This is a genomic window from Streptomyces sp. NPDC002784 (assembly GCF_053592135.1).
Genome location: NZ_JBSFVD010000041.1, coordinates 1 through 25376, shown reverse-complemented (window position 1 = coordinate 25376; position 25376 = coordinate 1). Strand labels below are relative to the sequence as shown.

The window sequence follows — 25376 nt, the reverse complement described above, 5'->3', positions numbered from 1 at the left end:
CACCGCAGCAATCTCGTCCGGAGTCACACACTCTCAACGCCACACCGGGCCCCAAGGACACGCACCACCCCAGCCGACCTGACCAAGCCCTACTACTAGCGCAGCACCATAGCCCCGCCCGCGATCAGACCGCTCACCAACGTGGCGTGGCGGGACTGGGAGGCGGTCCGCACTGGGTCACCACGGGCCCATGGCGGCGCGCGCGGTGAGGCCGAGGCCCACGACCAGGACGAGAGCCGAGGTGCCGACCGGTCCGTAGCGGGCCAGGCGCCGTAGCTTCTTGAAGCGGTCGGGCCCGGCGCTCTTCAGCCCGGCTTCGACGCGGTCGCGAAGCCGTACGAGCAGCAGGCCGGCGAGGGTGAGGGTGGCGGCCATGCCGAGGCCGTAGGCGAGGACGAGCAGGATGCCGAACGCGGTGCGGCCCAGTGCGACAGCGCCGAGGAGCACGACGAGAGCGGAAGGGCTCGGGACCAGCCCGCCGGCGATCCCCATGCCGATCAGGCCGCCCCGAGTCGTTCGCACGGGCTCGTGGGAGTGCGAGTGGGGGTGGTGGTCTGGGTGGGGATGGGTGTGCTCGTGGTTCTGCCTGGTCAGCAAGGCGAGGGGGCCGCTTCGCTCGTGTTCGCCGTGGGGGCTGCGGCTGTCGGGGATGACCGGTGGCCGGTCGCTCCCGGCATGCTGGTGCCCGTGTGCGTGGTGCCCATGGTCCGGGCCGTGGTGGTGATGCTCATGATGGTGGTGCCCGTGCTGGTGGTGGCCTGTCGCGCGGTTGAGCAGCGCGGAGCGCAGCAGCCACAGTCCGATGGCGGTGACCAGGAGTCCGCTGGTGATGCCGAGCCAGGTCAGCACGGTCTCGCCGGCCAGGTGGGTGGCCAGCGGGAGGACGAGACCAAGGATCAGGACCCCGCCGGTGTGGGTGAGGGTGACGGTCGCGCCGACCGTGACCGCGTCCCTCGGAGTGCCTCGGCGGCCGGCGAGATACGCGGCCATGAGCGTCTTCCCGTGGCCGGGCAGCACGGCGTGTGACGCTCCTAGCACGATGGCCAGGGCGAGAGCCAGGAGTCCGACCGGGACGGTCAACTCGCGCGAGCCGACCGCGGATTCGAAGGTCGAGGAGATCTTCTCCAGGAGCGTGCCGAGCGGGCCGGCGCCGTCGGCCGCGTTCCGGGTGTCGGCGGCCGGGCCGCCGTGACCGGGCTCGGCGCGGAGCGACGCCGTCTGCTGGTCCAGTGGCGCGGCCAAGGGGTCCTTGGGATAGCGGCGCAGCTCGTCGGTCGACGACCTGGCCGGCACGTCGGCGTCGATGAGCCTGACGTCATCGCCCCGGGCGGTGATCTCCTGCCAACCGATACGCCGGGTGTCGTAGGAGGTGCGCACCTCGACGCGGGCGGTGGAGCGCAGGTCGGCGGCGGCGGTGAGACTGCACTGAAGCCTGCTGGTGTCGAGCCCGGCCTCGCCCGGAGGGTGGCTCATGGAGTTCCCGACCGGTGTCCAGCGGAGCGGTACGCCGTCGGCGGTCGCGTGCAGCTGGGTGGCGAGGTCTGCGCAGCTCTTACGGGCGTACGCCGCGGACTCCTTGGGGGCGATCTTGCCGTCGTGGTCACGGTCGATGGCCGGGAGCTCCTGCAAGGCGGCGATCTCGGCCCGGTCGACGATCAGCTGGGCGTCCACGCGGTCCGGGTGCAGTACGAGCCCGGTGTGGTGGTTGACGGTGAAGTTGCCCAGCGGGTGCGCACTGGCCACGGGCGCTGAGGCGCCGGCGATGACGAGGGCCGCTGCCGCGCCGGCCGTCGCGCGCAGGAGGGTCGGGATCATGTGGTGCCGTCGATTCTGCTGAGCGTGGTGCGGGCTTTGGGGGCGTGCAGGGGGTGGAAGTGGGGGGCGATGGAGCGTGCCCGCCGGAGGTCGGCTCGGGCCGCGTCGGTGTGGCCGAGCGCGTGGTGGATCATTCCGCGGTGGTAGTGGAAGAGGGCGCTGCGGGTACCGAGAGCGAGGGCCTGATCGGCATGTTCCAGCGCCTCCTCGTTACGGCCGGCACGGTGCAGGGCCCAGGCGTAGGCGTCGTGGACGGCGATGAACGGCCTGCCCGCCAGTGCCTCGCCGGCCATGATGACGGCTTCGCGGGCATCGCCGTGGTCGGCTTCGAAGAGGATGGCGTCGACATCGGCGGGGTCGCCGTTCGCCCGGCGGATCGCCTCTTGGGCCCGCAGGATCGTGAGGTGGGCTTCGGCCTGCTTCGGCCGCTGGAGCGACAGTTGGAGTTCGCCCAGGCCCAGGAGGTAGTGGGGCAGCGGTGCGATGGCGACGGCGGCGGTGTAGTCGCGGACCGCCTGCTCGCTGTCTCCGAGGGCCGTGTGGGCGCGGGCGCGGGCTTCGAGGAGGGCACCGTCCCGGGGAGCTTCGCGGAGCCCGGCCTGGGCCTGCTTCAGGGCGGTGCTCGGGTCACCGTTTTCCAGGGCGAGGAGCGCCAGGTGCGTGCGGGCGAAGGATCTGTCGTCCAAGGTCGCTGCCGCACCGAGGGAGCGGGTCATCAGGTCGCGGGCCCGGCGGTGGTCACCCCGTAGCTCCCAGGTGTAGGAGGCCCGGGCGAAGGAGGCGCTGTCGGGGCGCAGGTCGACCATGCGCTGAACGGCTTGGTACGCGTCCTCGTACCGGCCCAGCTGGGTGTGGGCGTCGGCCAGTACACCGTGCGCTGTCGGGCTGTACGGGTTGGACCTGACGGCCTTCTCGGCCCAGTCGAGCGCTTCATCGAAGTCATGGCGCCCGGCGGCGAGCGCACCCATCGCGGTCTCGGCCGGATGGTTGCCGGACGGCTGGAGTCTCAGGGACGTCCGCAGGGCGCTCTCCGCCCGGTCGTAGGTGGCGGGGTCGGCGGTGGCGCGGGCCTGCTGGACGTACGCCATTCCCAGCGAGGCCCAGCCGCCGGAGTCCTTCGGCAGCCGACGCACGCGTTCCTGGAGCGCCGCGACGGACCCTCGTGCGGCGGCGGTACTCGGCGACGCCTTCTCGGTCTGCGCGCGGCTGGTCGGCGAGGAGCCGGTCGGGGACAGTCCTACGGCTCCGACGGCGAACATGACCGCCCCGAGAGCGATGACGACCGCCGTGCTGCGCAGGTGTCTGCGTGGCGGTGCGGGGTCGGATGTGTTCTGGCGGGGCACTGATCCTCCGGGCGGGCAGAGCGGGGCGGGCGCCCTGGTGGGGCACAGCGGCGGCCGTGCCCCACCAGGTCATGTACGTCAGGCGGTGTGGCGCCGACGCCAGGTGCGGTAGCCGCCCGCGCCGAGCAGCAGTGCGCCCATCGCCCCGAAGGCGGATGCCTGGGCCGGCTGGAACGAGGACTTCTGGACGCCGTTCCCGCCACCGGAGCGGTTGACGTTCTTGGTGTGCGGGAGGGCGACGTACGGGAACGACTTCCCGAAGGCGACCTCGTTGGCGTTGACCTTGTCGCCCGCCGCGAGGGCGGGGACGAGCCGGCCGGTCTGGGCCGCGCCTTCCACGGCCTGCAGGGAGATGTCGATGACGTCGTCGGTGAGGCGGCGGCCGTTGGGGAAGCCGGCCAGGTCACCGGCGAGGACGCCGAGTCGGTTGGGCCGCTTGGTGGGAGCCACGGCCATGTTGAGGCGCAGTTCCTCGGCCGGGACGATGCTGTTCAGGTCGGCGTCCCGGTTCAGCCGGTGGGCGTTGAGGTCGGCCTTGATCGGGCCGCACGCCTTGCAGATGCCGGTGAGGTAGATCTCGGCGAGGTCGTCGCGCGGAGTGGCCGGCGCGGGGATGCCGTACACCTTCTGGATGAGCTTGGGCAGGATCGGGTCGTAGACCTTGTCCACGACCGGCTGGACCGTGCGGTCCTGGTCGGGCGAGATGGAGTTGAAGGCGTCCTTGAACTGGAGCGGGACGACGACCTCGTTGACCAGCGGGTTGCCGAGTCGCGAGACCTGGCGGTAGCCGTCCTTCGTGTTGGCCTCGGGGCCGTGGCCGGTCACGTGGGCGCCGCGGCGCTCAGTGGTGGACCAGATGCCGATGACGGGGTTGCGGCTGCTGTTGCCGCGCAGGGCCAGGTCCTTCTTGGGGATCTGCAGGGCGACGGTGTTGACGTTGTAGCCGGCGAGGGTGTCCTGGCCGCGCTTGCTGAGGTCGCCGCCGTACAGGAGGTCGAAGACCCGCAGGTCGGCGAAGAACGGGTCCTCGGTCTGCCCCGCGAACGCCTTGCCGCCGCCCTGCACGCCGAGCACGGCCTGCGAGCGGAGTTTGCCGTAGTTGGGCATGGAGGCCTCGCCCGTGCGGGAGGGCGCGACGGGCGCGTTCCGCAGCAGGGTACGGGTCTCGCCGTGGGCGTCGGTGACGGTGAGGTCGTAGAACTGGCGGAAGTTCAGGTCCGGGTCGTTCAGGGAGGTGACCTGTCCGGTGTTGTACAGGAACTGGTTGGCCGCGTCGCGGATCTCGTTGCGGAACTTCCACCGGTAGGTGAGGTCCGGACGCCCGTCACCCGTGTTGTCGATCTTGATGGTGTAGCAGGCGTCGTCGGCGAACGGGTAGAAGTTCGGGCCGCCGTTGGGCTCCTCGAACGGAATCCAGTTCGCGACCAGGGTCACCGTGTCACTGCGGTCGGGGCTGGTGAACGCGTATGTGTCGGTGTTGTCCGCGCGCGGGTCACCGGCGATGAGGGGTGCCTCGCGGTGGCTGGAGGCGACACTGGTGCTCGGGGCGAGAGTGAGCACCGCCAGGCCGGTGGCCAGAGCGCCGGCGCCCAGCACGAGGAGTGACTGGTCGACGACGCGCTTGCCGGGCCTCTTGGAACGGGACATCTACGGCTGGTCCTTTCGGCTGCGAACCATCCCAGCCCGGCCGGATGCGCGGCGGTCAGGTGAGGTTCACCATGTGGGGGGTGATCGGGCACGGGGCCGACGGCCCGTCATAACGGTTGCGGGTCGGCCTTCGTGGCGATCACCACGCAGAGGCTGCGTCAAGCCGTAGAAGACCATGAGCGCAGCGTCACCAACGCCGCCTTTTGTCGGCACAGAGCGCGACGAAGGTGGGAGCGTGCATGCATAAGTGCAGGTCAGAGGCTCACGAGAGCGTGGCGCGCCGGCGCGGAAACACTGCCGACACGAATTGCCTCCGTTACGCCACTCAGGCGCCCCCGCCCTTACTGCACATCATGCGCAATAGGTTCGAGATGGCGCCTCATGTGGCAGTGAGCACCCTAACGAGGGGACGGATGCGTCCGGTTGGGTCAAGGGTCGGCTCACAGTGTGCTGAGGCAGCCCGTCCGATGCGTCGGCAGCGCCGGGTCGTTTCAGTGTTCACACTCAGCCTGGCGGGGCGAGGCAGTCGCTGGGGCCAGGAGGCGAGGTCCTGGGCGAGTCGATCGGGGGCGGATGCTGCGACGTCGCAGGTACATGACGCCGCCGACCGCGGCCAGTAGACCGCCGACCGCGGCCAGTAGACCGCCGGCGGCGGTGAGTGCCACGGTGTCACCGCCCTGGGTGCCGCCCATGCGTACGGCGACCGCTCCGAACGGTCGCAAGTGGCCGGGATCGCTGGATCCCGGCCACCCGGTCACCGGCCTTTCGGCGTCAGCCCGGTGACAGCTGTGAAGGGCGTGTCACTGATAGACCCGTACGTAGTCCACCAGCATCTTCGCCGGGAACGGGGTGGAGGCGTCGGGCGGTCCGGGCCAGTCGCCGCCGACGGCGAGGTTGAGGATCAGGTAGAAGGGGTGGTCGAAGACCCAGGGGCCGCGGGTCTGTTCGACCTGGGCCTTGTCGAGCGTGAGGACGGTCCGGCCGTCGAGGCTGTAGACGATGCCCTTGCTGTCCCAGTGGGCCGCCCACACATGGAAGTCGTCCGAGTAGTCGGCGTCCCCCGGCAGCTTGTAGGGAGCGCCGATCCCGCCGCCGCCGTTGTACGCCGGCGCGTGGACGGTCGAGTACGAGGTCTTCACGTCCTTTCCGAGGACCTCCATGATGTCGATCTCGCCGTTGTACGGCCACGGACGGCCGTCGAGGAAGTCGGCGCCCATCATCCAGAAGGCGGGCCACAGACCGTTGCCCTTGGGCACCTTGATCCGCGCCTCGACCCGGCCGTAGGTGAACTCGAACTTGTTGCCGGTGTTGATCCGCGCGGAGGTGTACTGGCAGGTGCCGCTCCCGGTGAGCGGGTCGGTCGGGCACGAGGTGCCGGGGGTGGCCTGCTTGCGTGCCTCGAGGACGAGGTGACCCGCGCCGTCCATGCTCACGTTGTCGTGGTTGGTGTAGTACTCCAGCTCGTTGTTGGGGCCGGTGCCGGGGTCCGCGGACCACTTGGCCGGGTCGGGCTTGGTGCCCGCCGGGGAGTTGAACTCGTCCTGCCAGACGATCCGGGGCGGGTCGGCGGGGTCACGCGGCAGCGGGGGCGGGGTGATCGGGGCGCCGCCGGTGCCGTACACCTGGAACTCCCACAGTGAGTAGCCGTACGAGGTGGCCCGCTGGGTGCCGTACATGCGGACGTACCGGCCGGTGCCGGAGACGGTCAGGGTCTGCTTGAAGCCGGTGCCGGCCGTGGTCGAGTAGATCGGGGTCCAGTTCGTGTTGTCGGGTGAGACCTGGATCTGGAACGACCTGGCGTACGCCGGGTCCCACTGGAGCACCACCTTGCTGATCTGCGCCGTCGCGCCCAGGTCTACGGAGATCCAGCCGGGGTCGGTCCAGCCGTTGGTGGGGCTGGTCGCCCAGCGGGTTGCAGGGTCGCGGTCGAAGGCGCGGGCCGGGTTGCACTCCCAGCAGTGGCCGTCGTGCTGCGAGCTGGAGGCCGCGCCGGTCTTGCCGTAGGACAGGAGCTTCTCGGCGGGGTCGGGGTCCGGGTTGCCGCCGGTGTCCTTGGTACCGAAGATCTGGAACTCCCAGAGGGAGTAGCCGTATTGAGTGGCTCGCTGGGTGCCGTACATGCGGACGTACCGGCCGGTTCCCGAGACGGTCAGCCGCTGATTCCCGCCGGTGCCGGTGGCGGTCTCGTGGACGGTGGACCAGGTGCGGCCGTCGGCGGACACCTGGATCTGGAACGCCTTGGCGTAGGCGGCCTCCCAGTTCAGGGCGACTTCGCTGATCTTGGCGGCGGAGCCCAGGTCGACCTGGATCCACTGGGGGTCGGCGAAGGCGCTGGACCAGCGCGTGCCCGGATCGCCGTCCACGGCGTTGGCGCCGACGAACGGGGTCTCCGTGGACGAGACCGTCACCGGTCTGCCCTGGGAGAGCAGAGGGTCGGCGGCGTGGGCGGGCGGGGGGGCCCGGTATGCCGGCGAAGGACAACAGGATGACCGCGAGGGCTATGAGCAGGCCCAGGCGGCGGCGCATCAGACTCACGGCGGCTCCTCGAAGCGATGAGGTGGGGCGAGAAAGCCAGGGAGCGCTCTCTGGAGGGGGAGCCTGCTGCGGCGGTGGAGAGGTGTCAAGGATTTACGTTCGCCTTGAGAAAACACGTAATCTAGGTCTGATGGACCATCAACTCGCCTTTGAACGGCTGCTGGACGGCATCGGGGCCTTGCGCGCCGGACTGTGTGCCGCCGCCTGGGCGGCGGCACACAGTCCGGCGTCGGTCAGGACTTCTTGAAGACGGTGACGGCGAGGCCGTCGGCCGTGGTGCTCGTGGAGTCGACGGCGCCGTTGGTGCCGAGGACCTTCCTCCATGTTCCGGCGGGCAGGGACACGTTGTAGGCGTTGTTCGTCGGGTTGTAGACCACGACGGTGTCGTGGCTGCCGGGCGCGCCTGCGTTGGAGCTGATCGCCGAGATGACGACGGATCCGTCGGTGGTGGTGGACATCTGGGCCTTCACCGCGTCCCAGGTGCCCAGGCGCAGGGCGGGGCTGCTCTTGCGGAGCGCGATGGCGTCCTTGTAGTAGCGGAAGGTGGCGGCGTTGAGGGCCTTCTCGCCCCACTGGAGGGCGTTGACGTTGTCGCCTGCCTCGTAGGAGTTCTTCGCGGTCTCGTAGTCGCCGTTGACGACCTTGGAGTGCAGGAACTCGTCGCCTTCGTAGAAGAAGGGGATGCCCTGGGAGGTGAGGACCATGCCGGCGGCGAAGCGGTTCATCTGCCCGGCACGGCCGGCCGTGCCGCCCGGCACACCGGAGTAGGTGATCTTGTCCCAGAGGTTGAGGTCGTCGTGGGCGGAGACGTAGTTGATGGTCTGCTCGGGGTCGTGGGCGAAGGCCGGGTCCCAGGGGTTGGACAGGGCGTTGGTGCTCTTGGTGGCCAGCGGGGAGCCGCGCACGCCGAGGGCGATGGCGGACGTGTTGGAGGCGGAACCTCCCATGTAGCCGAGGACGCGGTCGCGGGTGCCGCCCTTGATGGCGTCGCGGTATGCGCCGTTGAAGACTCCGACGTGGCCGCCGGCCAGCGTGGGGGTCGTGCCGTAGCGGACCTTGGCGGCTTCCTGGGGGTCGCTGACTCCGCCGCTCCAGGGCTCGCCGTGGATCTGCAGGCCGCGGTCGGGGAAGGTGGAGTTGAGGTGCTTGGCCCAGGCGTCGACGTTCTTGGCGTGGTGGATGCCCAGCAGGTCGAAGCGGAAGCCGTCGATGTTGTAGTTCTTGACCCAGTACTCCAGTGAGTCGCGGATCATGCGGCTGACCATCGGGTTGCCGTCGTCGATGGAGTTGCCGGTCGCCGACAGGTCGGTCTGTGTGTAGTACTTGCCGGTGATGTTCTGGAAGACGTCCTTGTTGGCGGTGTGGTTGTAGACGACGTCCATCAGGACGCGGATGCCGTTCTTGTGGAACTCGTTGACCATGTTCTTGAACTCGCGCATCCGGTCCTCGGGCGCGGTGAACTGGGAGAACTGCTCCTCGGGGACGTTGTAGTTGAGCGGGTCGTAGCCCCAGTTGGGCACGGTGCTGTTGAAGTCGAAGGCCGGCATCAACTGGACGTGGGTGACGCCCAGTTCCTTGAGGTGGTCGATGCCGGTCCTGACGCCGTTGTGCGTGGTGCCGGTCTGGGTGAGGCCGAGGAACTTGCCGCGCTTGGCGCTGTCGACTCCGGAGCTGGGGTCGATCGTGAAGTTGCGGACGCTCAGCTCGTAGACGACGGCGTCCTCCCGCTCGGTGATGGCGGGCCTGGGGGCCCAGCCGTCGGTGGGCTGGACGGCTGCGGCGTCCATCACGATGCCCTCGGTGGTGCCGGGCTTGACCATACGGGCGTACGGGTCGCGGACCGCGTTGTTGCCGACGCGGAACTGGTAGGGCTGGTTCTTGAGGTCGCCCGGGACGATGGCCTGGTAGACGTCCGTGTAGCCGCTGACGTCCGCGGGCCGCAGGGCGTGCGTCTGTCCGCCGACAGTGACGCTCACCTGGGAGTTGTCGGGTGACCAGATCCGGAAGGTCGTCCGGGCGGGCGTGTAGAGGGCGCCGAGGGTGCCGTCGGGGGCGGGGCCGGGCGGCTCCTGCGTGCGCACGCTCAGGACGTGGGTGGTGCTGTCGTACGAGAAGTCGGTGGTGGCGCCGTTGGTGGGGACGGTGAAGCTGATGTCGGCGCCCGTGGGGCGGCCGCCCTGGCCGTAGCTCTCGGTCCAGGACTGGCCGATGGCGGCCTTGACCTTCCAGGTGCCGGCCGGGATGGCGGTGGTGGACCAGGTGTAGGTGCCGTCGCCGTCGATGTCCTTGAGCCAGGAGGTCAGGCAGTCGGGTGCCCAGTCGGCCGCGCAGCCGAGCTCGGACTGGAAGGAGCCGGCGGCGGTGACGATCTTGTTGTTGACGTCGTCGGCGATCCAGTGGGTGACCGGGTCGTAGACGAAGGTGACGTTCTTGCCGCCGGCGGGGATCTGCAGGGGGATGTCGGCGCCGTGGTACTTGGCGTGGGCGCCGTAGTTGTCGGTCCAGCTGTTGTTGAGGGCCGCCTTGTAGGCGTGGGAGCCGCCCGGCACGGTGATGGTCTTCGACCAGGCTCCGGAGCCGTCGGTGCGGGCGCTGAGCTGGGCCTGGGCGCAGCTGGGAGCCCAGTCACCGGCACAGCCGATCTCGCTGTTGAACGTGCCGGGGACGGAGACGGCGGTGGCGGGTGTCTCGGCCTGGGCGGCGGTGGACAGGGCGGGCACGAGCGCCAGTCCCATGGCGGTCGCGGCGAGGACCGCCGACGCGGCTCGTGCTCTGTGGCGCCGGGGGCGGCGCGTGGTGGTGCCGTGCAAGGGGGTGCCTCCTCGGAGTGGGCATCACCCGCAGCCGGGGATGCCGCCGGGTGCGGGTGACTGAAGGAAGGCGGCGCTGGCGTCCTGACCAGCGGCGCGGCTCTGCGGCGGGTCTCCGCCCGCCGTCACCGATCAGCATGCCGCCGGTTCACCCGACCGGCCGCTAATTCGTGTGTAACTCCACTTAGTAACCTGGTAGTTGTGTGGCGTCAATGGATCCGGCAGGACCCGCGGGACGCTACTTCTCGATGAAGACGGCGACGGTGTGGGCGGGGACGGTGAACGTGCCCGTCGCCCGGTCGAAGGCCGCCGTCTTGACGACGGGGTCGCTGCCGCCGCTCTGGACGGGGTGCGGCGCCTGCCGGGTTCCGGCGAGCTTCTTGACCGTCTGGGTCTGAGCGGTGGGTGTGGCGTTGTAGACGACGGTGACGGACCGGTAGGTGTCCAGGCCGCGGCCGTCGAGGTGCTGGGTGATGACGCCGGGCTTCTCCGCCTTCGTCCCCGACAGCGGGAAGGTGAGGCGCTTGCCGACGGCGTCGGCCGTGCCGAGGGAGAACAGCGGCGTGGACCGCTTGATCTTCAGGTACTGCTGGAACTGGGCGGTGGTGGCACTGATCTCGGTGCAGCCGGGGCGCAGCGCCGGGTCGGCCAGCAGCGGCTTTGCGAGCGGCCACTGGGCACTGTTGGACTCGGCGAGCGGCAGGCCGCGGCCGAAGCCGTTGCCGTCCTGGCAGTTCCACTGGATGGCGTTGAACCAGTCGCCGCTGTCGTAGGAGTTGTGGTCCAGGGACTTCGAGCGGAGCAGGTCGGTGCCGCCCTGGGCCATGGACGGGCTCTGGGAGAGGGTGCTCGTGGCGAGCGCGAGGGCCTGGAGGCGGGCTCGGGCCGCCGGAGTGGTGGTGGGGGCCAGCTTGTACGCCAGGGCGTCGAACAGGGCGAGGTTGTCGTGGGCTTCGACGTAGTTGACGGCTTCAGCGGGTGCGGTGGTGTAGCCGGCCGGGTGGCCGTTGTAGTCGATCTCGGCGCCGGTGCGGCGGGTGCCGTCGCTGGTGGTGAAGGCGTAGTCGGCGAGGTTGCCGGTCAGACCGATCTTGACGAGGTCCATGTCGTGGAGCAGGCGGGTCTTCTGCTGCTCGGGGGTGCCGTTGACCTCGGCCCCGTTGGGGGCGGTGAACAGGCCGCTGGCGAAGCCCTGTCGGCGGGGGTCGGCGTCGGAGATGCCGCCGCCGCGGGCACCGTCACGGAGCCGGTCGTTGAAGGTGCCGATGCCGGTGCCGGCCATGTTCTGCTGGGTGGCCTGGACGAAGCGGGCGTCGCCCGCGACGATTCCGTAGTCCCAGCCCTCGCCGTACAGCAGGCCGGCCTTGCCGTTGATGCCGTCGCGGCCGGGGGTGAGCCTGGCCAGGGACGACTTGACGTCGAGCATGGTCTGCTTGGGGTCGAGTCCCATGAGGTCGAAGCGGAATCCGTCGATGCGGTAGTGCTTGGCCCAGGTGGTGACGGAGTCGACGACGAGCTTGTTCATCATCGCGTTCTCGGGAGCGGTGTCGGCGCAGCAGCTGTCGCGGGTGACGGTGCCGGTGTCGTCCAGGCGCTGGTAGTAGCCGGGGACGATCTTGTCGAGGACGGAGGCGGGGTCCTGTCCGGCGGCGGCGGTGTGGTTGTAGACGACGTCCATGACGACGCTGAGGCCGGCGTCGTGGAGGGCCTTCACCATCCGGCGGAACTGGACTATGCGGTCGGTTCCGTCGGGCGTGGTGGCGTAGGCGCCCTCGGGGACGGTGAAGTGGAAGGGGTTGTAACCCCAGTTGTAGGCGTCGCGGGCCTGGGTGGAGGCGACGCACGCCTGCTGCTCGGGCGAGTCGGGGGCCATGGCGTCCATGTCGCAGGACGGGGTGGCCTGGTCGGCGCGGAGTTCGGGGGTGCCGGCGAAGTCGAAGGCGGGCAGGAGCTGCACGGTGGTGACGCCGGCGGCCTTTAGGTCCTTGAGGTGCTTCATGCCGCGCGAGCCGGGCTCGGTGAAGGCGAGGTAGGTGCCGCGCTTGCCGGCGGGCACGCTCGGGTCGGCGGAGGAGAAGTCGCGGATGTGGACTTCCTGGATCTGCTGCTTCTCCAGGGGCAGTGCCTTCGGGGAGCGCGTGGCGTCCCAGTCCTCGGGGGCGGTGGCGCGGTCGTCGAGGTCGACGATCTGGCTGCGCTGCGAGTTCGCCGACAAGGACAGCGAGTACGGGTCGGTGACAGCGTTGGTGACGGTCTTCTGCGCCGCGGGCGACCACACCTCGACCTGGTAGCGGTAGTACAGGCCCTTCCAGCTCCGCTCGCCGCGCACCGACCACACGCCGGTGGTGCGGTCGAGCGTCAGCGGCAGGACCCGGGACCTGGCGGAGCCGGGGGAGTCGTACAACTCGACGCTGACGGACTGGGCGGTCGGCGCCCACAGGGCCAGGGCCGGGCGGCTGTCGCGGAAGACGGGGCCGAGGGCGGCCTTGCCGGCTTCGGCCGCGTACAGGGAGTCGAGGACGCCGGCGATCTGCAGACCGGTGGCGTCGGCGAGTTGTCCGTCGGGGCCGAGGGCCGCGACGGCGCTCTGGCCCTTGACGAGGTCGCGTGCCTTGGCGGCCCAGGCGGCGGGGACGCGCAGCGCGCCGAGTTTCGCCAGGTGCGGGTACTTGGCCTGCACGGACTTCGGCAGACCCTCCGGGTCGTACCGCAGGGGGATGGTGGTGCCGCCGGTGATGCCGGTCCCCGCGGCCGCCAGGCCGCCGTCGGGGGCGGTCGCCAGCTGGTACGTGGTGCCGGCGGAGCGGTCCGAGGTGTCCCAGGCGATGAGGTCCGGGGCCAGCCAGTAGCCGGAGCGGGGCGCCAGGCTCGGCTTCGGTCTGCCCGGATAGACGCTCAGCGTCCTGGAGGCGGTGCTGTAGGCGAAGGTGGTCTCCGCCCCGTCGGCGGCCACGGTGAACGTGGTCTTGTCACCCGTGGGCCGGGAGGGCAGGCCGAGGCCGGGCTGGGCGGTGTAGGTGCCTGCGGGCAGCTCGGTGGTGGTGAAGGTGGCGATGCCGTCGCCGTCGGGGTCGGTGAGCCAGGACGCCAGGCAGTCGTCGGCCTCGTCCGTGGCACAGCCGAGTTCACTCTGGAAGGTGCCGAGCGCGGTGACCAACGTGGTGCTGAGGGTGTCGGTGATCCAGTGGGTGACCGGGTCGTAGACGAAGGTGACCTCGGCGCCCCCGGCGGGCACGGTCAGCGGGATGTTCGCGCCGCCGGGCGTGGCGTTGAGGCCGTAGTTGACGGCCCAGCTCCGGTCGAGGGCTGCCTTGTAGTTGTACGTGCCGGCGGCCAGGCGTGCGGTCAGCGCCCAGGTGCCGTCGGGGCGGAGCCGCATCTGGGCCTGGTCGCAGTCGGGGGCCCAGTCTCCGGCACAGCCCAGCTGGGTGTCGAAGTCGGAGGCGACCGCGACGGTGTCCGGCTGCGGAGGCGGGGTGTCGGTCTCGGCGGCGAGGGCCGGTATCACGGCGGTGCCGGCGACGAGGCTGAGGGCCAGGGCCGCCGACCTTCTGGTCAGCCGGCCCCGGCCGGGCACGGAGGTGGAACGTGACGTCATGGAACACCTCGTTGTGTCGCGGGGTGGGGTGTGCGGGTACGCCTGCCGACGGCGCCGCGGTCAGGCGGGAGCGGGGGCCGTCGGCAGGAGAAAAAGGGGGCGGGAGAAGCGGGGCGGGTCAGGTGGTGGTCCACCAGGCGGTGGTGTCCGCGGGCAGCACGGTGTGGGTGTCACCGGCCGTGACACGGGCACTGGCCATGAGGAGCCGGCCGAGGGTGGAGAGCGTGACGGGGGCGCCGGTGACGTTGACGGTGCAGAGGAACACCACGCCCTCCTCGCTCGTACGCTCGAAGCTGAGGACTCCCTCGGGGCTCGGCAGCCAGCGCAGGTTGTCGCCGCCGCCGAGCGCCGGGTGGCCGCGCCGCAGGGCGAGCGCGCTGCGGTACATCTCCAGGGTGGAGTCGGGGTCACCGGTCTGCGCCTGGACGCTGAGGGCCGCCCACGCCTCGGGCTGGGGAAGCCAACTCGGGCCGTCTTCCACGCTGTTGAAGCCGTACGGGGCGCGGGTGCCGGACCAGGGGATCGGGACGCGGCAGCCGTCGCGGAAGCCGTCCTGGCCGGCCCCACGGAAGTAGGCGGGGTCCTGGCGGACCTCGTCGGGCAGGTCGGTGACGTCGGGCAGGCCCAGTTCCTCGCCCTGGTAGATGTAGGCCGACCCGGGAAGGGCGAGCATGAGGAGGGTCGCCGCCCGTGCGCGGCGCAGGCCGAGTTCGCGGTCCCCGGCTTCGCGGATCTGGGTGCCCAGGCCCGGCGGGTTGGCGAAGCGGGTGGCGTGCCGGGTGACGTCATGGTTGGACAGGACCCAGGTGGCCGGTGCGCCGACCGGCCGCATCGCGCGCAGGGTGCCCTCGATGACGTCACGCAGCGCCCCCGCCCGCCAGGCGGTGGCCAGGTACTGGAAGTTGAACGCCTGATGCAGTTCGTCGGGGCGGACGTAGTGCGCGGTCCGCTCCAGGGTCGGGGTCCATGCCTCGGCGACGCCGATCCGCTCGCCTTCGTACTCCGCGAAGACGGTGTGCCAGTCGCGGTAGATCTCGTGGACGCCGTCCTGGTCGAAGCAGGGACCGGCGTCGTTGCCCAGGAGCCGCGTCCGCTCGTGGTCGCCGAGATCGGGCAGCCCGTCGGCCTTGACCAGGCCGTGCGCGACGTCGATGCGGAAGCCGTCCACCCCGAGGTCGAGCCAGAACCGCAGGATGGAGCGGAACTCGTCGCGGACCGCCGGGTGTTCCCAGTTGAAGTCGGGCTGCTGGGGCGCGAACAGATGCAGGTACCACTGGCCCGGGGTGCCGTCGGGATTCTTCGAGCGCGTCCAGGCCGGCCCGCCGAAGACGGACTCCCAGTCGTTGGGCGGCAGTTCGCCGTGCTCGCCCTTGCCGTCGCGGAAGTGGAACCGTTCGCGGATGCGGGAGCCGGGGCCTTCACGCAGGGCCTGCTGGAACCAGGCGTGCTGGTCGGAGCAGTGGTTCGGCACCAGGTCGACGAGGATCCTGAGGTCCAGGCGGTGTGCCTCGCCGATGAGGACGACGGCGTCGTCCAGGGTGCCGAACATCGGGTCGACCACCCGGTAGTCAGCGACGTCGTACCCGGCGTCGGCCTGCGGCGAGGAGTAGAACGGCGACAGCCACACGGCGTCCACGCCGAGGTCGCGCAGGTAGGACAGGCGGCTGGTGATACCGGGCAGGTCACCCATGCCGTCACCGTCGGCGTCGGCGAAGCTGCGGGGGTACACCTGGTAGATCACCGCCTCCCGCCACCAGTCCGTGGCGGGACGCGACGAGGCGGGCGGGTGGGCAGTGGCGAGCAGCTGGGTCATGAAGACGAGTCCTCACGTCAGGGCGCGGCGGAGGGGCACGCCGGCGTGAACGGAGTGGAGCGAAGGGCGCGGTGCGCGCCGGGGCCGGGGCTCAGCCCTTGGTGCCGCCGGCCGTCAGGCCGGCCACGAGGTGCTTCTGCGCGACGTAGAACACCAGGCCGGCGGGTACGGCGATGAGTACCGAGGTGGCGGCCAGGTAGTTCCACTGGGAGTTGAACTGGCTGACGTAGGTCTGCAGGCCGACCGCGAGGGTGTATCTCTCCTCGGTGAGCATGAACTTGGAGGCGAAGGCGACCTCGCCCCAGGCGGTGATGAAGGTGTAGAAGGCGGCGACCGCGAGACCGGGCCGGGCCAGGGGGAGGATCAGGCGCCAGAAGGTGCCGAAGGGGGAGAGCCCGTCGATGCGGCCGGCTTCGTCGATCTCGACGGGGATGGTGTCGAAGTAGCCCTTCAGGAGCCAGGCGCAGTACGGCACCGCGGTCGAGCAGTAGATGAGGACAAGACCTCCGTAGGTGTCCAGGAGGCCGAGGCTGCCCATGATCCGGTACAGGGGGACCATGAGGACGGCGACCGGGAACATCTGGGTGAGCAGGAACGTGTACATCAGCGAGCCGCGGCCGAGGAACTTCATCCGGGAGACGGCGTAGGCGGCGCTGGCCGCGATCAGCACACCGATGAGCATGGTGCAGAAGGCGACGATGAGGCTGTTGAGCATCCATGTGCCGAAGCCGGTGTTCTGGATGACATGGGTGTAGTTGTCCAGCGTCGCGTTGCCCAGGATGCGGGAGGGGTGCTGGTAGTCGTTCTTGTCCGGGCCGAGGGAGATGTAGAGGATCCACAGGACCGGGAAGACGGCGATGAAGGAGCCGGCCGCGAGCAGAGCGTGCAGGGAGACGGAGGCCGGGCGTCGGCGGCTGCTGCGCGGACGGCGGGGGTCGGTCGCGGCCGTGAGGCGTCCTGCCGGCGGGGTGGTCGTGGTGGTCATGCGAGGACCCCCTCGTTGTTGCGCTTGAGCCAGCGGCGGTAGACGCTCGTGAACACCACGAGGAGCGACAGGCACAGGATGCCGACGGTCGCGGAGCGGGCGTAGTCCTGGGGCTGCTGGCCGAAGAAGAGCCGGTAGGCGTAGGTCACGAGGATCTGGACGCTGTCGCTGTTGCCGCCGAAGAGCAGGAAGATCACGTTGAACTGGTTGAAGGTCCAGATCACGCCGAGCAGGATGACGGTGCTGCTGACGGGGCGCAGACCGGGCAGGGTGACGTTGACGAAGCGCTGCCAGGGGGTGGCGCCGTCCATCTCGGCGGCCTCGTAGAGTTCGCGGGGGATGGACTGCAGCCCGCCGAGCATGGAGACCATCATGAACGGCACTCCGCACCAGATGTTCACCGCGATCGCGGCGACCTTCTGCGCGAACGGGTCGCTCAGCCATGACGGTCCGTCCAGGCCGATGCCGAGCAGGAGCTGGTTGGCGACGCCGTCGTCGGCGAGGATCAGCCGCCACGCGAAGACCGTCACGAAGGTCGGCACGGCCCAGGGCAGGATCAGCAGCATCCGGTAGAAGCCGCGGGCCTTGATCTCCCGGTTGATGGCCACGGCGAAGCCGAGCCCGATGCCGTAGGTGAGGACCACGCAGGCGATGGTCCACACGACGGTCCAGGTGAAATGTGGCCAGAACTGGTTGTTGGGGCCGGTGAGGATCTCGGTGTAGTTCTTCAGCCCGACCCAGGAGAAGGAGTCCGGGATCTCGTTGACGCCGATGGTGCGTCCGACGTTCTGGCTGGTGGCGTCCGTGAACGTCAGGTAGATCCCCTGGATCAGGGGGTAGGCGACGACAGCGCCCAGGACCAGGACGACCGGCAGGCACATGGCCCAGGCGTACCAGTACTGGTGGTAGGAGTTCTTGATGCGTCGCATCGGACCGCGGCCGGAGCCCTGGTCGCGGTGGCTCTGGCGGGCAGGCTTGCCCTCGACGACGGTGGTCATCTCGGCACCTCAGGGGACAAGGAGGAAAAGGAGCGTCAGCGGATCGGGCCGCCCCCCGGTGTGGCAGGGGGGCGGCCCTCGGTGGCCTTACGGGGTGCTGAACTCCGGCAGGAGCTTCTTCGCCTCGGCGGCGGCCTTGTCGAGGCCGGCCTCGGTGCTCTCCTGCTTCGAGACGATCTTGATCAGCTGAGTCTCGAACGGCGTGTAGAGCGAGGAGTACTCGGCCAGCGGCTGGCGCGGCTTCCCGGCGCCCAGCAGCTTCGCGTAGCCGGCGATGCCGGGGTTGGCGGTCACCTCCGCGCTGTAGGCGTCGTCCCTGGTCGGCAGGGTGCCGTTGGCGAGCGCGACCTTCTGCTGAGCGTCCGCGGAGGTCATGAAGGCGATGAACTTCTGCGACGCCTCCTGGTGGGCGGCGTCCGAACCGGCATAGGCGACCAGGTTGTGCCCGCCCAGCGGCGCGCCCTGACCGGCGCCGCCCGCGGGCAGGGCGGCGATGCCGAGGTTGTCGCGGTCCTTGAACGCGGAGCCCTTGAAGACGTTCGCGTTCTCCCAGGGGCCCTGGATGATGGAAGCGACCTTGCCGCTGTTGAACGCGTCCATGATGTTGGCGTACGCGTTGCTGGTGGTGTCGAGCTTGCGCAGACCCGGGGCGGCGAGAACGGAGTTGAGGGTGTCGATGCCCTTGACGGCGGCCGGCGAGTTCAGGGTGATCTGCTTCTTCTCCGCGTCGACCATGTCGGTGCCCTCGCCGTACAGGAACGGCATGGCGTAGTAGGCCTGCGGGTTGAAGGCGAAGCCGTCGACGCCGGTCTCGTTCTCCACCTTCGCCATGTCCGCCTTGAGTTCGTCCCAGGTGGCGGGGGCCTCGGTGATGCCCGCCTTCTCGAACAGCGCCTTGTTGTACATCAGGGCGAGCGTGTCGGTGACCTGCGGGACGCCGTAGAGCTTGCCGTCGTACTTCGCCTGCTCGATCAGGTTCGGCTTGAACTTCGCGCTCTCTTCGGCCGCGGGCGTGCCGTCGAGCGGGGCGAGGAAGCCCGCCTGGGCGAAGCCGGGCGTCCAGCCGACGTCGGCGCGCAGTACGTCCGGGGCGCCCTTGCTGCCCGCCGCGGTCTGGAACTTGGTCTGGGCGTCTCCGAAGGGCACGTTGACGTACTTGACCTTGATGCCGGGGTTGGCCTTCTCGAAGTCCTTGACCAGTGCCTTGAAGGTCCCGGCTTCGTTGGTGGCGTCCGAGGTGTCCCACCAGGTGATCGTCACCGGGCCGGAGCTGTCGGAGTCGGAGCTGCCGCTGGAGCAGGCAGTCGCGGAGATGGTGAGAGCCGCTACGGCGACGGCTGCCGCAAGACCAGGGCGCATGGGGAACTCCTCGGGGAAAGGTCTGACCGGAACGGCGGCCCGGACGCTGCCGCCGGAGCGGGACGGAACCGGCGGAGCACGGCTCCGTACGGCTGGGACGAGCCCTTCGCGAGCTCTTGGGTGCCGCAGACGTTAGCAGGTTATTAACAGGAGTTAGTTAACGTTTTTGTAACGCGGAAGTCGGTTGGGCATCTGCTGCTCCCGGCTCGGTGCGAACGAGTGAAGGGGCCGTTGGCCTGCGGAAACCGGGGAAAACAAGGAGCCCCGTCACGCCGAGGCGGACGGGGCGAGGAGGGAAGGGCGACGGTCAGGTGCGAGAGGCGGCGTGAGCCGTGGAGTCCCTCACGATCAGGTGGGTGCCCAGCATCTGGTGGGGATGCTGGTCCTCTCCTCTGATCGTCGAGCACAGCAGATCTGCCGCGGTGCGGCCCTTGGTCGTGATCGCCTGCCGCACGGTGGTCAGGCGTGGCCTCATCCAGGAGGCGTCCGGAAGGTCGTCGTAGCCCGTGACGGAGACATCCCGGGGGACGTCCAGCCCCAGGTCGTGGAGAGCGTCCACCGCTCCGAAGGCGAGGATGTCCGACATCGTGACGATCGCGGTGGCGGGCCGGGCGGCCATGAACTCCTTGGTGGCCCGGAAGCCGTCCATGCGCGTGGCGGGCACCTCGACGATCTCGATGTCCGCCAGGCTCAACCCGGCCTCCTCCAGGGCACGGGTCACCCCGGCCATGCGGCGCGCGAGCGGCCCCCGGTAACCGCGCTCGGCCCGCTCGGGGCCCGGATCGATCGACAGGAGCGTGATCCGGCGGTGGCCGAGGTCCAGGACATGCCGTACGGCGTCGTAGGCGCCGCCCTCGTCGTCGACGTCCACGCTGGAAACGCCGTCATGGGGGCTGCTGTCGACGAGTACGAAGGGGATTCCGCGCCGCCGCAGCTCCGCCACCTCGCCCCGGTCGTGCTCCAGGCCGCACACGATGAAGCCGTCGACCGCCGCGTAGGGAATCGCCTTGAGCATGCTGTCCCGCAGCGGCGGAGTGAGCAGCAGCGTGTACCCCTGCTCGTCGCAGACCTGTCCCACGCCGGTGAGGAACCGGGAGTAGTACGGGTTCTCCATGATCCGGGCGAGGTTCTGGGGCAGCAGCACCCCCAGGGACTGGGTCTGGCCGGCCTTGAGCATGCGGGCCAGGGTGTTCGGGGCGTAGCCGAGTTCCTTGGCCGCCGCCAGGATGCGGTCCCGGGTGGCGGTCGAGAGCTTCTCGGGACTGTTGAACGCGAAGGACACCGCCGACCGCGACACACCTGCGGCCTTCGCGACGTCGTTGGCCGTAGGTCGCGCCTTCCCGTCGCTCGCCGTGGCCCCGGGCCTTGTGGCCGGCATGTCAGTCCCCCGTGTCGGTAAACGATTTACTAGCGGTATAGCGTACGGCCGCCCTCCGGCGCCACCGGGGCCGGGAGTGATGCCGCCGCGAGCTGCGGAGAGCGCTCACCCGTGGTTCCGCCCGAAGCGGCCATTAACTCATTAATAAATTGAGTTAGCAAACCTCCTGCGTGCGCGCCCTCCCGGGTCCGGGAAGCAGCAGCCGCCGCCTGGGGAGATGGCCCGAGTCGCCGGACGTTGGCCAACTGCCACTTAATGAAAGACGAAAGATAAGTGATGACAGATCCCTTGACCGCCCCCTCTCGTTACGGGCAAGGTTCCCGAGAGCGCTCTCCCATGTCGTTCTCGTTTCCAAGGAGCCCCCGCATGCCCGTAGTTGGCATACCGTCAGTGGCGCCTCCGCCACCCCGCAGATCCACTCGCAGAGGTGTCGTCGGCGCGGTGGTCACCGCTCTCGCCGCCGCCCTTCTCACCTTCGTACCGGCCCAGGAGGCCGAGGCCGCGCCGGTGTTGCTGTCGCAGGGCAAGCCGGTCACCGCCTCCAGCCAGGAGCACTACGGCACTCCGGCCGCCGACGCCGTCGACGGCAACGGCGGCACCCGCTGGTCCAGTGCCCACTCCGACCCGCAGTGGATTCGCGTCGACCTCGGCGCGGCCACCAAGGTGAGCCAGGTCGTCCTGGACTGGGAGGCGGCGTACGGCAAGGGCTACCGCATCGAGCTCTCCACCAACGGCTCCGACTGGTCGACGGCCTACCAGACCGCCACCGGAGACGGCGGCACGGACACCATCGCCGTGACGGGCGAGGCCCGTTACGTACGGATGTACGGCACCGCCCGCGCCACCCAGTACGGCTACTCGCTCTGGGAGTTCAAGGTGTACGGCGAGAGCGGCACCGGCGGTCCGCAGCTGCCCGGCGGCGGCGACCTCGGATCGAACGTGCACGTCTTCGACCCGTCGACGCCGGGTATCCAGGCCAAGCTGGACGCGGTCTTCAAGGAGCAGGAGTCGGCGCAGTTCGGCTCCGGCCGGCACGCCTTCTTCTTCAAGCCGGGCACGTACAACAACCTCAACGCGCAGATCGGCTTCTACACCCAGATCGCGGGCCTCGGCCTGAAGCCCGACGACACGACCATCAACGGTGACGTGACGGTCGACGCGGGCTGGTTCAACGGCAATGCCACGCAGAACTTCTGGCGTGCGGCCGAGAACCTGGCGCTGAACCCGGTGAGCGGGACCAACCGGTGGGCGGTCTCCCAGGCGGCGTCGTTCCGTCGTATGCACGTCAAGGGCGGTCTCAACCTCGCCCCGAACGGCTACGGCTGGGCCAGCGGCGGCTACATCGCCGACTCCAAGGTCGACGGCCAGGTCGGCAACTACTCGCAGCAGCAGTGGTACACGCGGGACAGCACCATCGGCGGCTGGTCCAACTCCGTGTGGAACCAGGTCTTCTCGGGCGTCGAGGGTGCTCCGGCGAACAGCTTCCCCGAGCCCCGCTACACGACCCTGAACACGACTCCCATCTCCCGCGAGAAGCCGTTCCTCTACCTGGACGGCAACGAGTACAAGGTCTTCGCGCCCGCCAAGCGGACCAACGCGCGCGGCACCACCTGGGCGAGCGGCACCCCGCAGGGCGAGTCGATCCCGCTGAGCAAGTTCTACGTCGTCAAGCCCGGCGCCACCGCCGCCACCATCAACCAGGCACTCGCGCAGGGCCTGCACCTGCTGTTCACCCCGGGCATCTACCACGTGGACCAGACCATCAACGTCAACCGGGCGAACACCATCGTCCTGGGTCTCGGCCTGGCCACGATCATCCCCGACAACGGTGTGACGGCGATGAAGGTCGCCGACGTCGACGGCGTCCGCCTGGCCGGCTTCCTCATCGACGCCGGCGTGGTCAACTCCCCGACGCTGCTGGAGGTCGGCCCGCAGGGCGCCTCCGCCGACCACGCCGCCAACCCCACCACCGTCCAGGACGTCTACATCCGGATCGGCGGCGCGCACGCCGGCAAGGCCACCACCAGCATGGTCGTCAACAGTGACGACACGATCATCGACCACACCTGGGTGTGGCGCGCCGACCACGGCGAGGGCGTCGGCTGGGAGACCAACCGCGCCGACTACGGCGTCCGCGTCAACGGCGACGACGTCCTGGCCACCGGCCTGTTCGTCGAGCACTTCAACAAGTACGACGTCGAGTGGTACGGCGAGCGCGGCCGGACGATCTTCTACCAGAACGAGAAGGCCTACGACGCGCCCAACCAGGCAGCCATCCAGAACGGCTCCACCCAGGGATACGCCGCCTACCGGGTCGACGATTCCGTGAACACCCACGAGGCGTGGGGCCTCGGCAGCTACTGCAACTACAACGTGGACCCGAGCATCCGCCAGCACCACGGCTTCAAGACGCCGGTCAAGCCCGGGATCAAGTTCCACAGCCTGCTGGTGGTGTCCCTCGGAGGGATGGGCCATTACAACCACGTCATCAACGACACCGGAGCGTCCACGGTCCCCGCGGGAACCTCGACCGTGCCGTCCACCCTCGTGTCCTTCCCCTGACCCACCGTCCGCTGACCCACCGTCCGCCGGCCGCCGGGTGATCCGGTAGGACCGGCACCGACTCCCCTCCGGCCCGGGTGACATCCCCGCGCCCCGGTCCGGAGGGGCTCCGCGGCCCGGTGTCTGAGCCGGGCCCGTACTCCCCGCACCACCCCATGCGACGTGCCGTTCCGAGCCGGGCGGCACGCCGCGGTCACGCGCCGAACGGGGACCGGGGACCCCCCTGGAGAGCGCTCCCCACCCGGCACCCCAACCTGCCAGGAGCAGACGTGTCCAGACCCAGCTCACCCCCCACCCCCACCCGTCGCCGCGCCGGCCTCTCCGTACTGGCTCTGGGCGCGCTGGTGGCGTCCTCGCTCGGCCTCACAGCCCCGCCGGCCCAGGCGGCCGACACCCTGCTCTCGCAGGGCAAGACCGCCACCGCATCGTCGCAGGAGGGCGCCGGATACGCCGCGTCGGCGGCGGTCGACGGCAACCTCACCGGCACCCGCTGGTCCAGTCAGTGGAGCGACCCGCAGTGGCTCCAGGTCGATCTCGGCAGGCGCGCGAACCTCAGCCGTGCCGTCCTGACCTGGGAGGCCGCGTACGGCAGGAGCTACCAGATCCAGGCGTCCGACAACGGCACGGACTGGCGGACCCTGAGGACCGTGACCGGTAGCGACGGCGGCACGGACGACCTCGCCCTGACGGGCTCCGGCCGCTACGTCCGCATGCTGGGCACCGAGCGCTCCGGCGGCTACGGCTACTCCCTGTGGGAGTTCCAGGTGTACGGGAACACCGACGACCCGCCGCCCCCCACCGGCGCGGTCCGGGTGTCGGGTTCTCAGGGGAACTGGCAACTGACCGTGGGCGGGCAGCCGTACACGGTGAAGGGGCTGACCTGGGGTCCGGCCATCGCTGATGCTCCCAAGTACATGCCCGACGTGAAGTCGATGGGCGTCAACACGATCCGCACCTGGGGTACCGACGCCGGTACCAAGCCGCTGCTGGACTCGGCGGCGGCCAACGGCATCCGCGTGATCAACGGCTTCTGGCTCCAGCCGGGCGGCGGCCCGGGCAGCGGCGGCTGCGTCAACTACGTGACGGATACGACGTACAAGAACAACATGCTGACCGAGTTCGCGAAGTGGGTGGAGACCTACAAGTCGCATCCGGCCACGCTGATGTGGAACGTCGGCAACGAATCGGTGCTCGGCCTGCAGAACTGCTACAGCGGCGCCGAGTTGGAGACGCAGCGCAACGCCTACACCTCCTTCGTCAACGACGTCGCCAAGAAGATCCACTCCATCGACCCGGACCACCCGGTCACCTCGACCGACGCCTGGACCGGCGCCTGGCCGTACTACAAGCGCAACGCGCCCGACCTCGACCTGTACTCGATGAACTCCTACGGCGACATCTGCGGTGTCCAGGAGGACTGGAACGAGGGCGGCTACACCAAGCCGTACATCATCACCGAGGGCGGACCGGCGGGGGAGTGGGAGGTGCCGGACGACGCCAACGGCGTCCCCGACGAGCCGACCGACGTGCAGAAGGCGGAGGGTTACACCAAGGCCTGGGACTGCGTCACCGGGCACCGGGGCGTCGCGCTCGGCGCCACCCTCTTCCACTACGGCATCGAGCACGACTTCGGCGGCATCTGGTTCAACCTCGTGCCCGACGGACTGAAGCGGCTGTCCTACTACGCGGTCAAGCGGGCCTACACCGGGTCGACCAGCGGCGACAACACGCCCCCGGTCATCACGAACATGGCCGTGAACCCCGCCTCGTCCGCCCCGGCGGGCGGCGAGTTCACCGTCCGCGCCGACGTCCGTGACCCCGACGGGGACCCGATCACGTACAAGGTCTTCCTCAGCGGCAACTACGCCAACGGCGACAAGCGCCTGGTCGAGGCCAAGTGGCGGTCCACCGGCGCCGGGACGTTCGCGGTGACGGCCCCCGAGAAGCTCGGCGTGTGGAAGGTGTACATCCAGGCCCAGGACGGCCGCGGCAACGCCGGCATCGAGACGAAGTCCGTCAAGGTCGTCGCCCCGCCGGTCACCGGCACGAACGTGGCACTGAACAAGCCGACCACCGCCTCCTCCTTCCAGGCCTCCTACGGCGACTGCCCGTGCGAGCCCGCCAAGGCGACGGACGGCAGGGCCGACACCCGCTGGGCGAGTGACTGGAGCGACCCGCAGTGGATCCGCGTCGACCTCGGCGCCCCCACCGCCATCCGCAAGCTCCAACTGGTCTGGGACCCGGCCTACGCCAAGTCCTACGAGGTCCAGGTGTCCGACGACGGAAACACCTGGCGCACGGTGCACACCACGACGACCGGCAACGGTGACATCGACACCATCGACGTCGCGGCGAACGCACGACACCTACGACTGCACCTGACGGCGCGTGGCACCGGCTGGGGCTACTCGCTGCACGAGTTCGGCGTCTACAGCTGACGCAGCACGCCAGGCCCCCGGCAGGGGGCGGCGCTCAGCCCCCTGCCGGGTGCCCCCCCCCCCCCCCCCAACCCCCCCCCCCCCCCCCCCCCCCC

Annotated in this window: 13 protein-coding genes; 2 read left to right on the top strand and 11 right to left on the bottom strand. The window is 69.8% G+C overall.

Annotated features, from left to right (window positions below; translation table 11 throughout):
* Positions 1-177: 177 nt before the first annotated feature.
* The 11 genes from ACWD1Z_RS34300 to ACWD1Z_RS34250 form a co-directional block, all read right to left on the bottom strand.
* On the bottom strand, positions 178-1815 hold the full coding sequence (locus ACWD1Z_RS34300) for a nickel/cobalt transporter (protein WP_451124311.1): 1638 nt from the start codon (positions 1813-1815) through the stop codon (positions 178-180).
* Positions 1812-3158, bottom strand: a complete 1347-nt coding sequence (locus ACWD1Z_RS34295; RefSeq protein ID WP_451124309.1) for a tetratricopeptide repeat protein — start codon at positions 3156-3158, stop codon at positions 1812-1814. Before ACWD1Z_RS34295 ends, ACWD1Z_RS34300 begins: the two co-directional genes overlap by 4 nt.
* 78 nt (positions 3159-3236) lie before the next feature.
* Positions 3237-4805 (bottom strand): DUF4331 domain-containing protein, encoded by a 1569-nt coding sequence (locus ACWD1Z_RS34290; RefSeq protein ID WP_451124307.1) that lies wholly within the window; start codon positions 4803-4805, stop codon positions 3237-3239.
* 800 nt (positions 4806-5605) lie between these two features.
* The gene (locus ACWD1Z_RS34285; RefSeq protein WP_451124305.1) at positions 5606-7213 is read right to left on the bottom strand and encodes a discoidin domain-containing protein; all 1608 of its coding nucleotides are present in this window, start codon (positions 7211-7213) and stop codon (positions 5606-5608) included.
* A 360-nt stretch (positions 7214-7573) separates the two neighbouring features.
* Positions 7574-10150 (bottom strand): pullulanase X25 domain-containing protein, encoded by a 2577-nt coding sequence (locus ACWD1Z_RS34280; protein ID WP_451124303.1) that lies wholly within the window; start codon positions 10148-10150, stop codon positions 7574-7576.
* A gap of 238 nt (positions 10151-10388) precedes the next feature.
* Positions 10389-13748, bottom strand: coding sequence for a pullulanase-type alpha-1,6-glucosidase (gene pulA, locus ACWD1Z_RS34275; RefSeq protein ID WP_451124301.1), 3360 nt, complete (start codon positions 13746-13748; stop codon positions 10389-10391).
* Positions 13749-13866: 118 nt separating this feature from the next.
* Positions 13867-15561 carry a glycoside hydrolase family 13 protein gene (locus ACWD1Z_RS34270; protein WP_451124299.1) on the bottom strand — a complete coding sequence of 565 codons (1695 nt, stop codon included), beginning with the start codon at positions 15559-15561 and terminating at the stop codon, positions 13867-13869.
* Positions 15562-15652: 91 nt separating this feature from the next.
* Positions 15653-16546 (bottom strand): sugar ABC transporter permease, encoded by an 894-nt coding sequence (locus ACWD1Z_RS34265; RefSeq protein ID WP_451124297.1) that lies wholly within the window; start codon positions 16544-16546, stop codon positions 15653-15655.
* Positions 16543-17544, bottom strand: coding sequence for a carbohydrate ABC transporter permease (locus tag ACWD1Z_RS34260; protein ID WP_451124295.1), 1002 nt, complete (start codon positions 17542-17544; stop codon positions 16543-16545). The genes ACWD1Z_RS34265 and ACWD1Z_RS34260 overlap by 4 nt, the downstream gene beginning before the upstream one ends.
* Positions 17545-17631: 87 nt before the next feature.
* Positions 17632-18903: an extracellular solute-binding protein gene (locus ACWD1Z_RS34255; protein ID WP_451124293.1), complete on the bottom strand. Its 1272-nt coding sequence runs from the start codon at positions 18901-18903 to the stop codon at positions 17632-17634.
* Positions 18904-19210: 307 nt separating this feature from the next.
* Positions 19211-20281 carry a LacI family DNA-binding transcriptional regulator gene (locus ACWD1Z_RS34250; protein ID WP_451124291.1) on the bottom strand — a complete coding sequence of 357 codons (1071 nt, stop codon included), beginning with the start codon at positions 20279-20281 and terminating at the stop codon, positions 19211-19213.
* A gap of 366 nt (positions 20282-20647) precedes the next feature.
* Between ACWD1Z_RS34250 and ACWD1Z_RS34245 the strand changes: the two genes are divergently transcribed.
* Together ACWD1Z_RS34245 and ACWD1Z_RS34240 are read left to right on the top strand one after the other, a co-directional pair.
* Positions 20648-22843, top strand: a complete 2196-nt coding sequence (locus ACWD1Z_RS34245; RefSeq protein ID WP_451124289.1) for a discoidin domain-containing protein — start codon at positions 20648-20650, stop codon at positions 22841-22843.
* A gap of 269 nt (positions 22844-23112) precedes the next feature.
* Positions 23113-25281, top strand: a complete 2169-nt coding sequence (locus tag ACWD1Z_RS34240) for a discoidin domain-containing protein (protein ID WP_451124287.1) — start codon at positions 23113-23115, stop codon at positions 25279-25281.
* Positions 25282-25376: the final 95 nt, after the last annotated feature.

Bases quoted from the DNA above. Each gene is read 5' to 3' on its own strand.
- ACWD1Z_RS34270 (WP_451124299.1), bottom strand. From the start codon at position 15,561: ATGACCCAGCTGCTCGCCACTGCCCACCCGCCCGCCTCGTCGCGTCCC.
- pulA (WP_451124301.1), bottom strand. From the start codon at position 13,748: ATGACGTCACGTTCCACCTCCGTGCCCGGCCGGGGCCGGCTGACCAGA.
- ACWD1Z_RS34265 (WP_451124297.1), bottom strand. From the start codon at position 16,546: ATGACCACCACGACCACCCCGCCGGCAGGACGCCTCACGGCCGCGACC.
- ACWD1Z_RS34255 (WP_451124293.1), bottom strand. From the start codon at position 18,903: ATGCGCCCTGGTCTTGCGGCAGCCGTCGCCGTAGCGGCTCTCACCATC.
- ACWD1Z_RS34245 (WP_451124289.1), top strand. From the start codon at position 20,648: ATGCCCGTAGTTGGCATACCGTCAGTGGCGCCTCCGCCACCCCGCAGA.
- ACWD1Z_RS34300 (WP_451124311.1), bottom strand. From the start codon at position 1,815: ATGATCCCGACCCTCCTGCGCGCGACGGCCGGCGCGGCAGCGGCCCTC.
- ACWD1Z_RS34260 (WP_451124295.1), bottom strand. From the start codon at position 17,544: ATGACCACCGTCGTCGAGGGCAAGCCTGCCCGCCAGAGCCACCGCGAC.
- ACWD1Z_RS34290 (WP_451124307.1), bottom strand. From the start codon at position 4,805: ATGTCCCGTTCCAAGAGGCCCGGCAAGCGCGTCGTCGACCAGTCACTC.
- ACWD1Z_RS34250 (WP_451124291.1), bottom strand. From the start codon at position 20,281: ATGCCGGCCACAAGGCCCGGGGCCACGGCGAGCGACGGGAAGGCGCGA.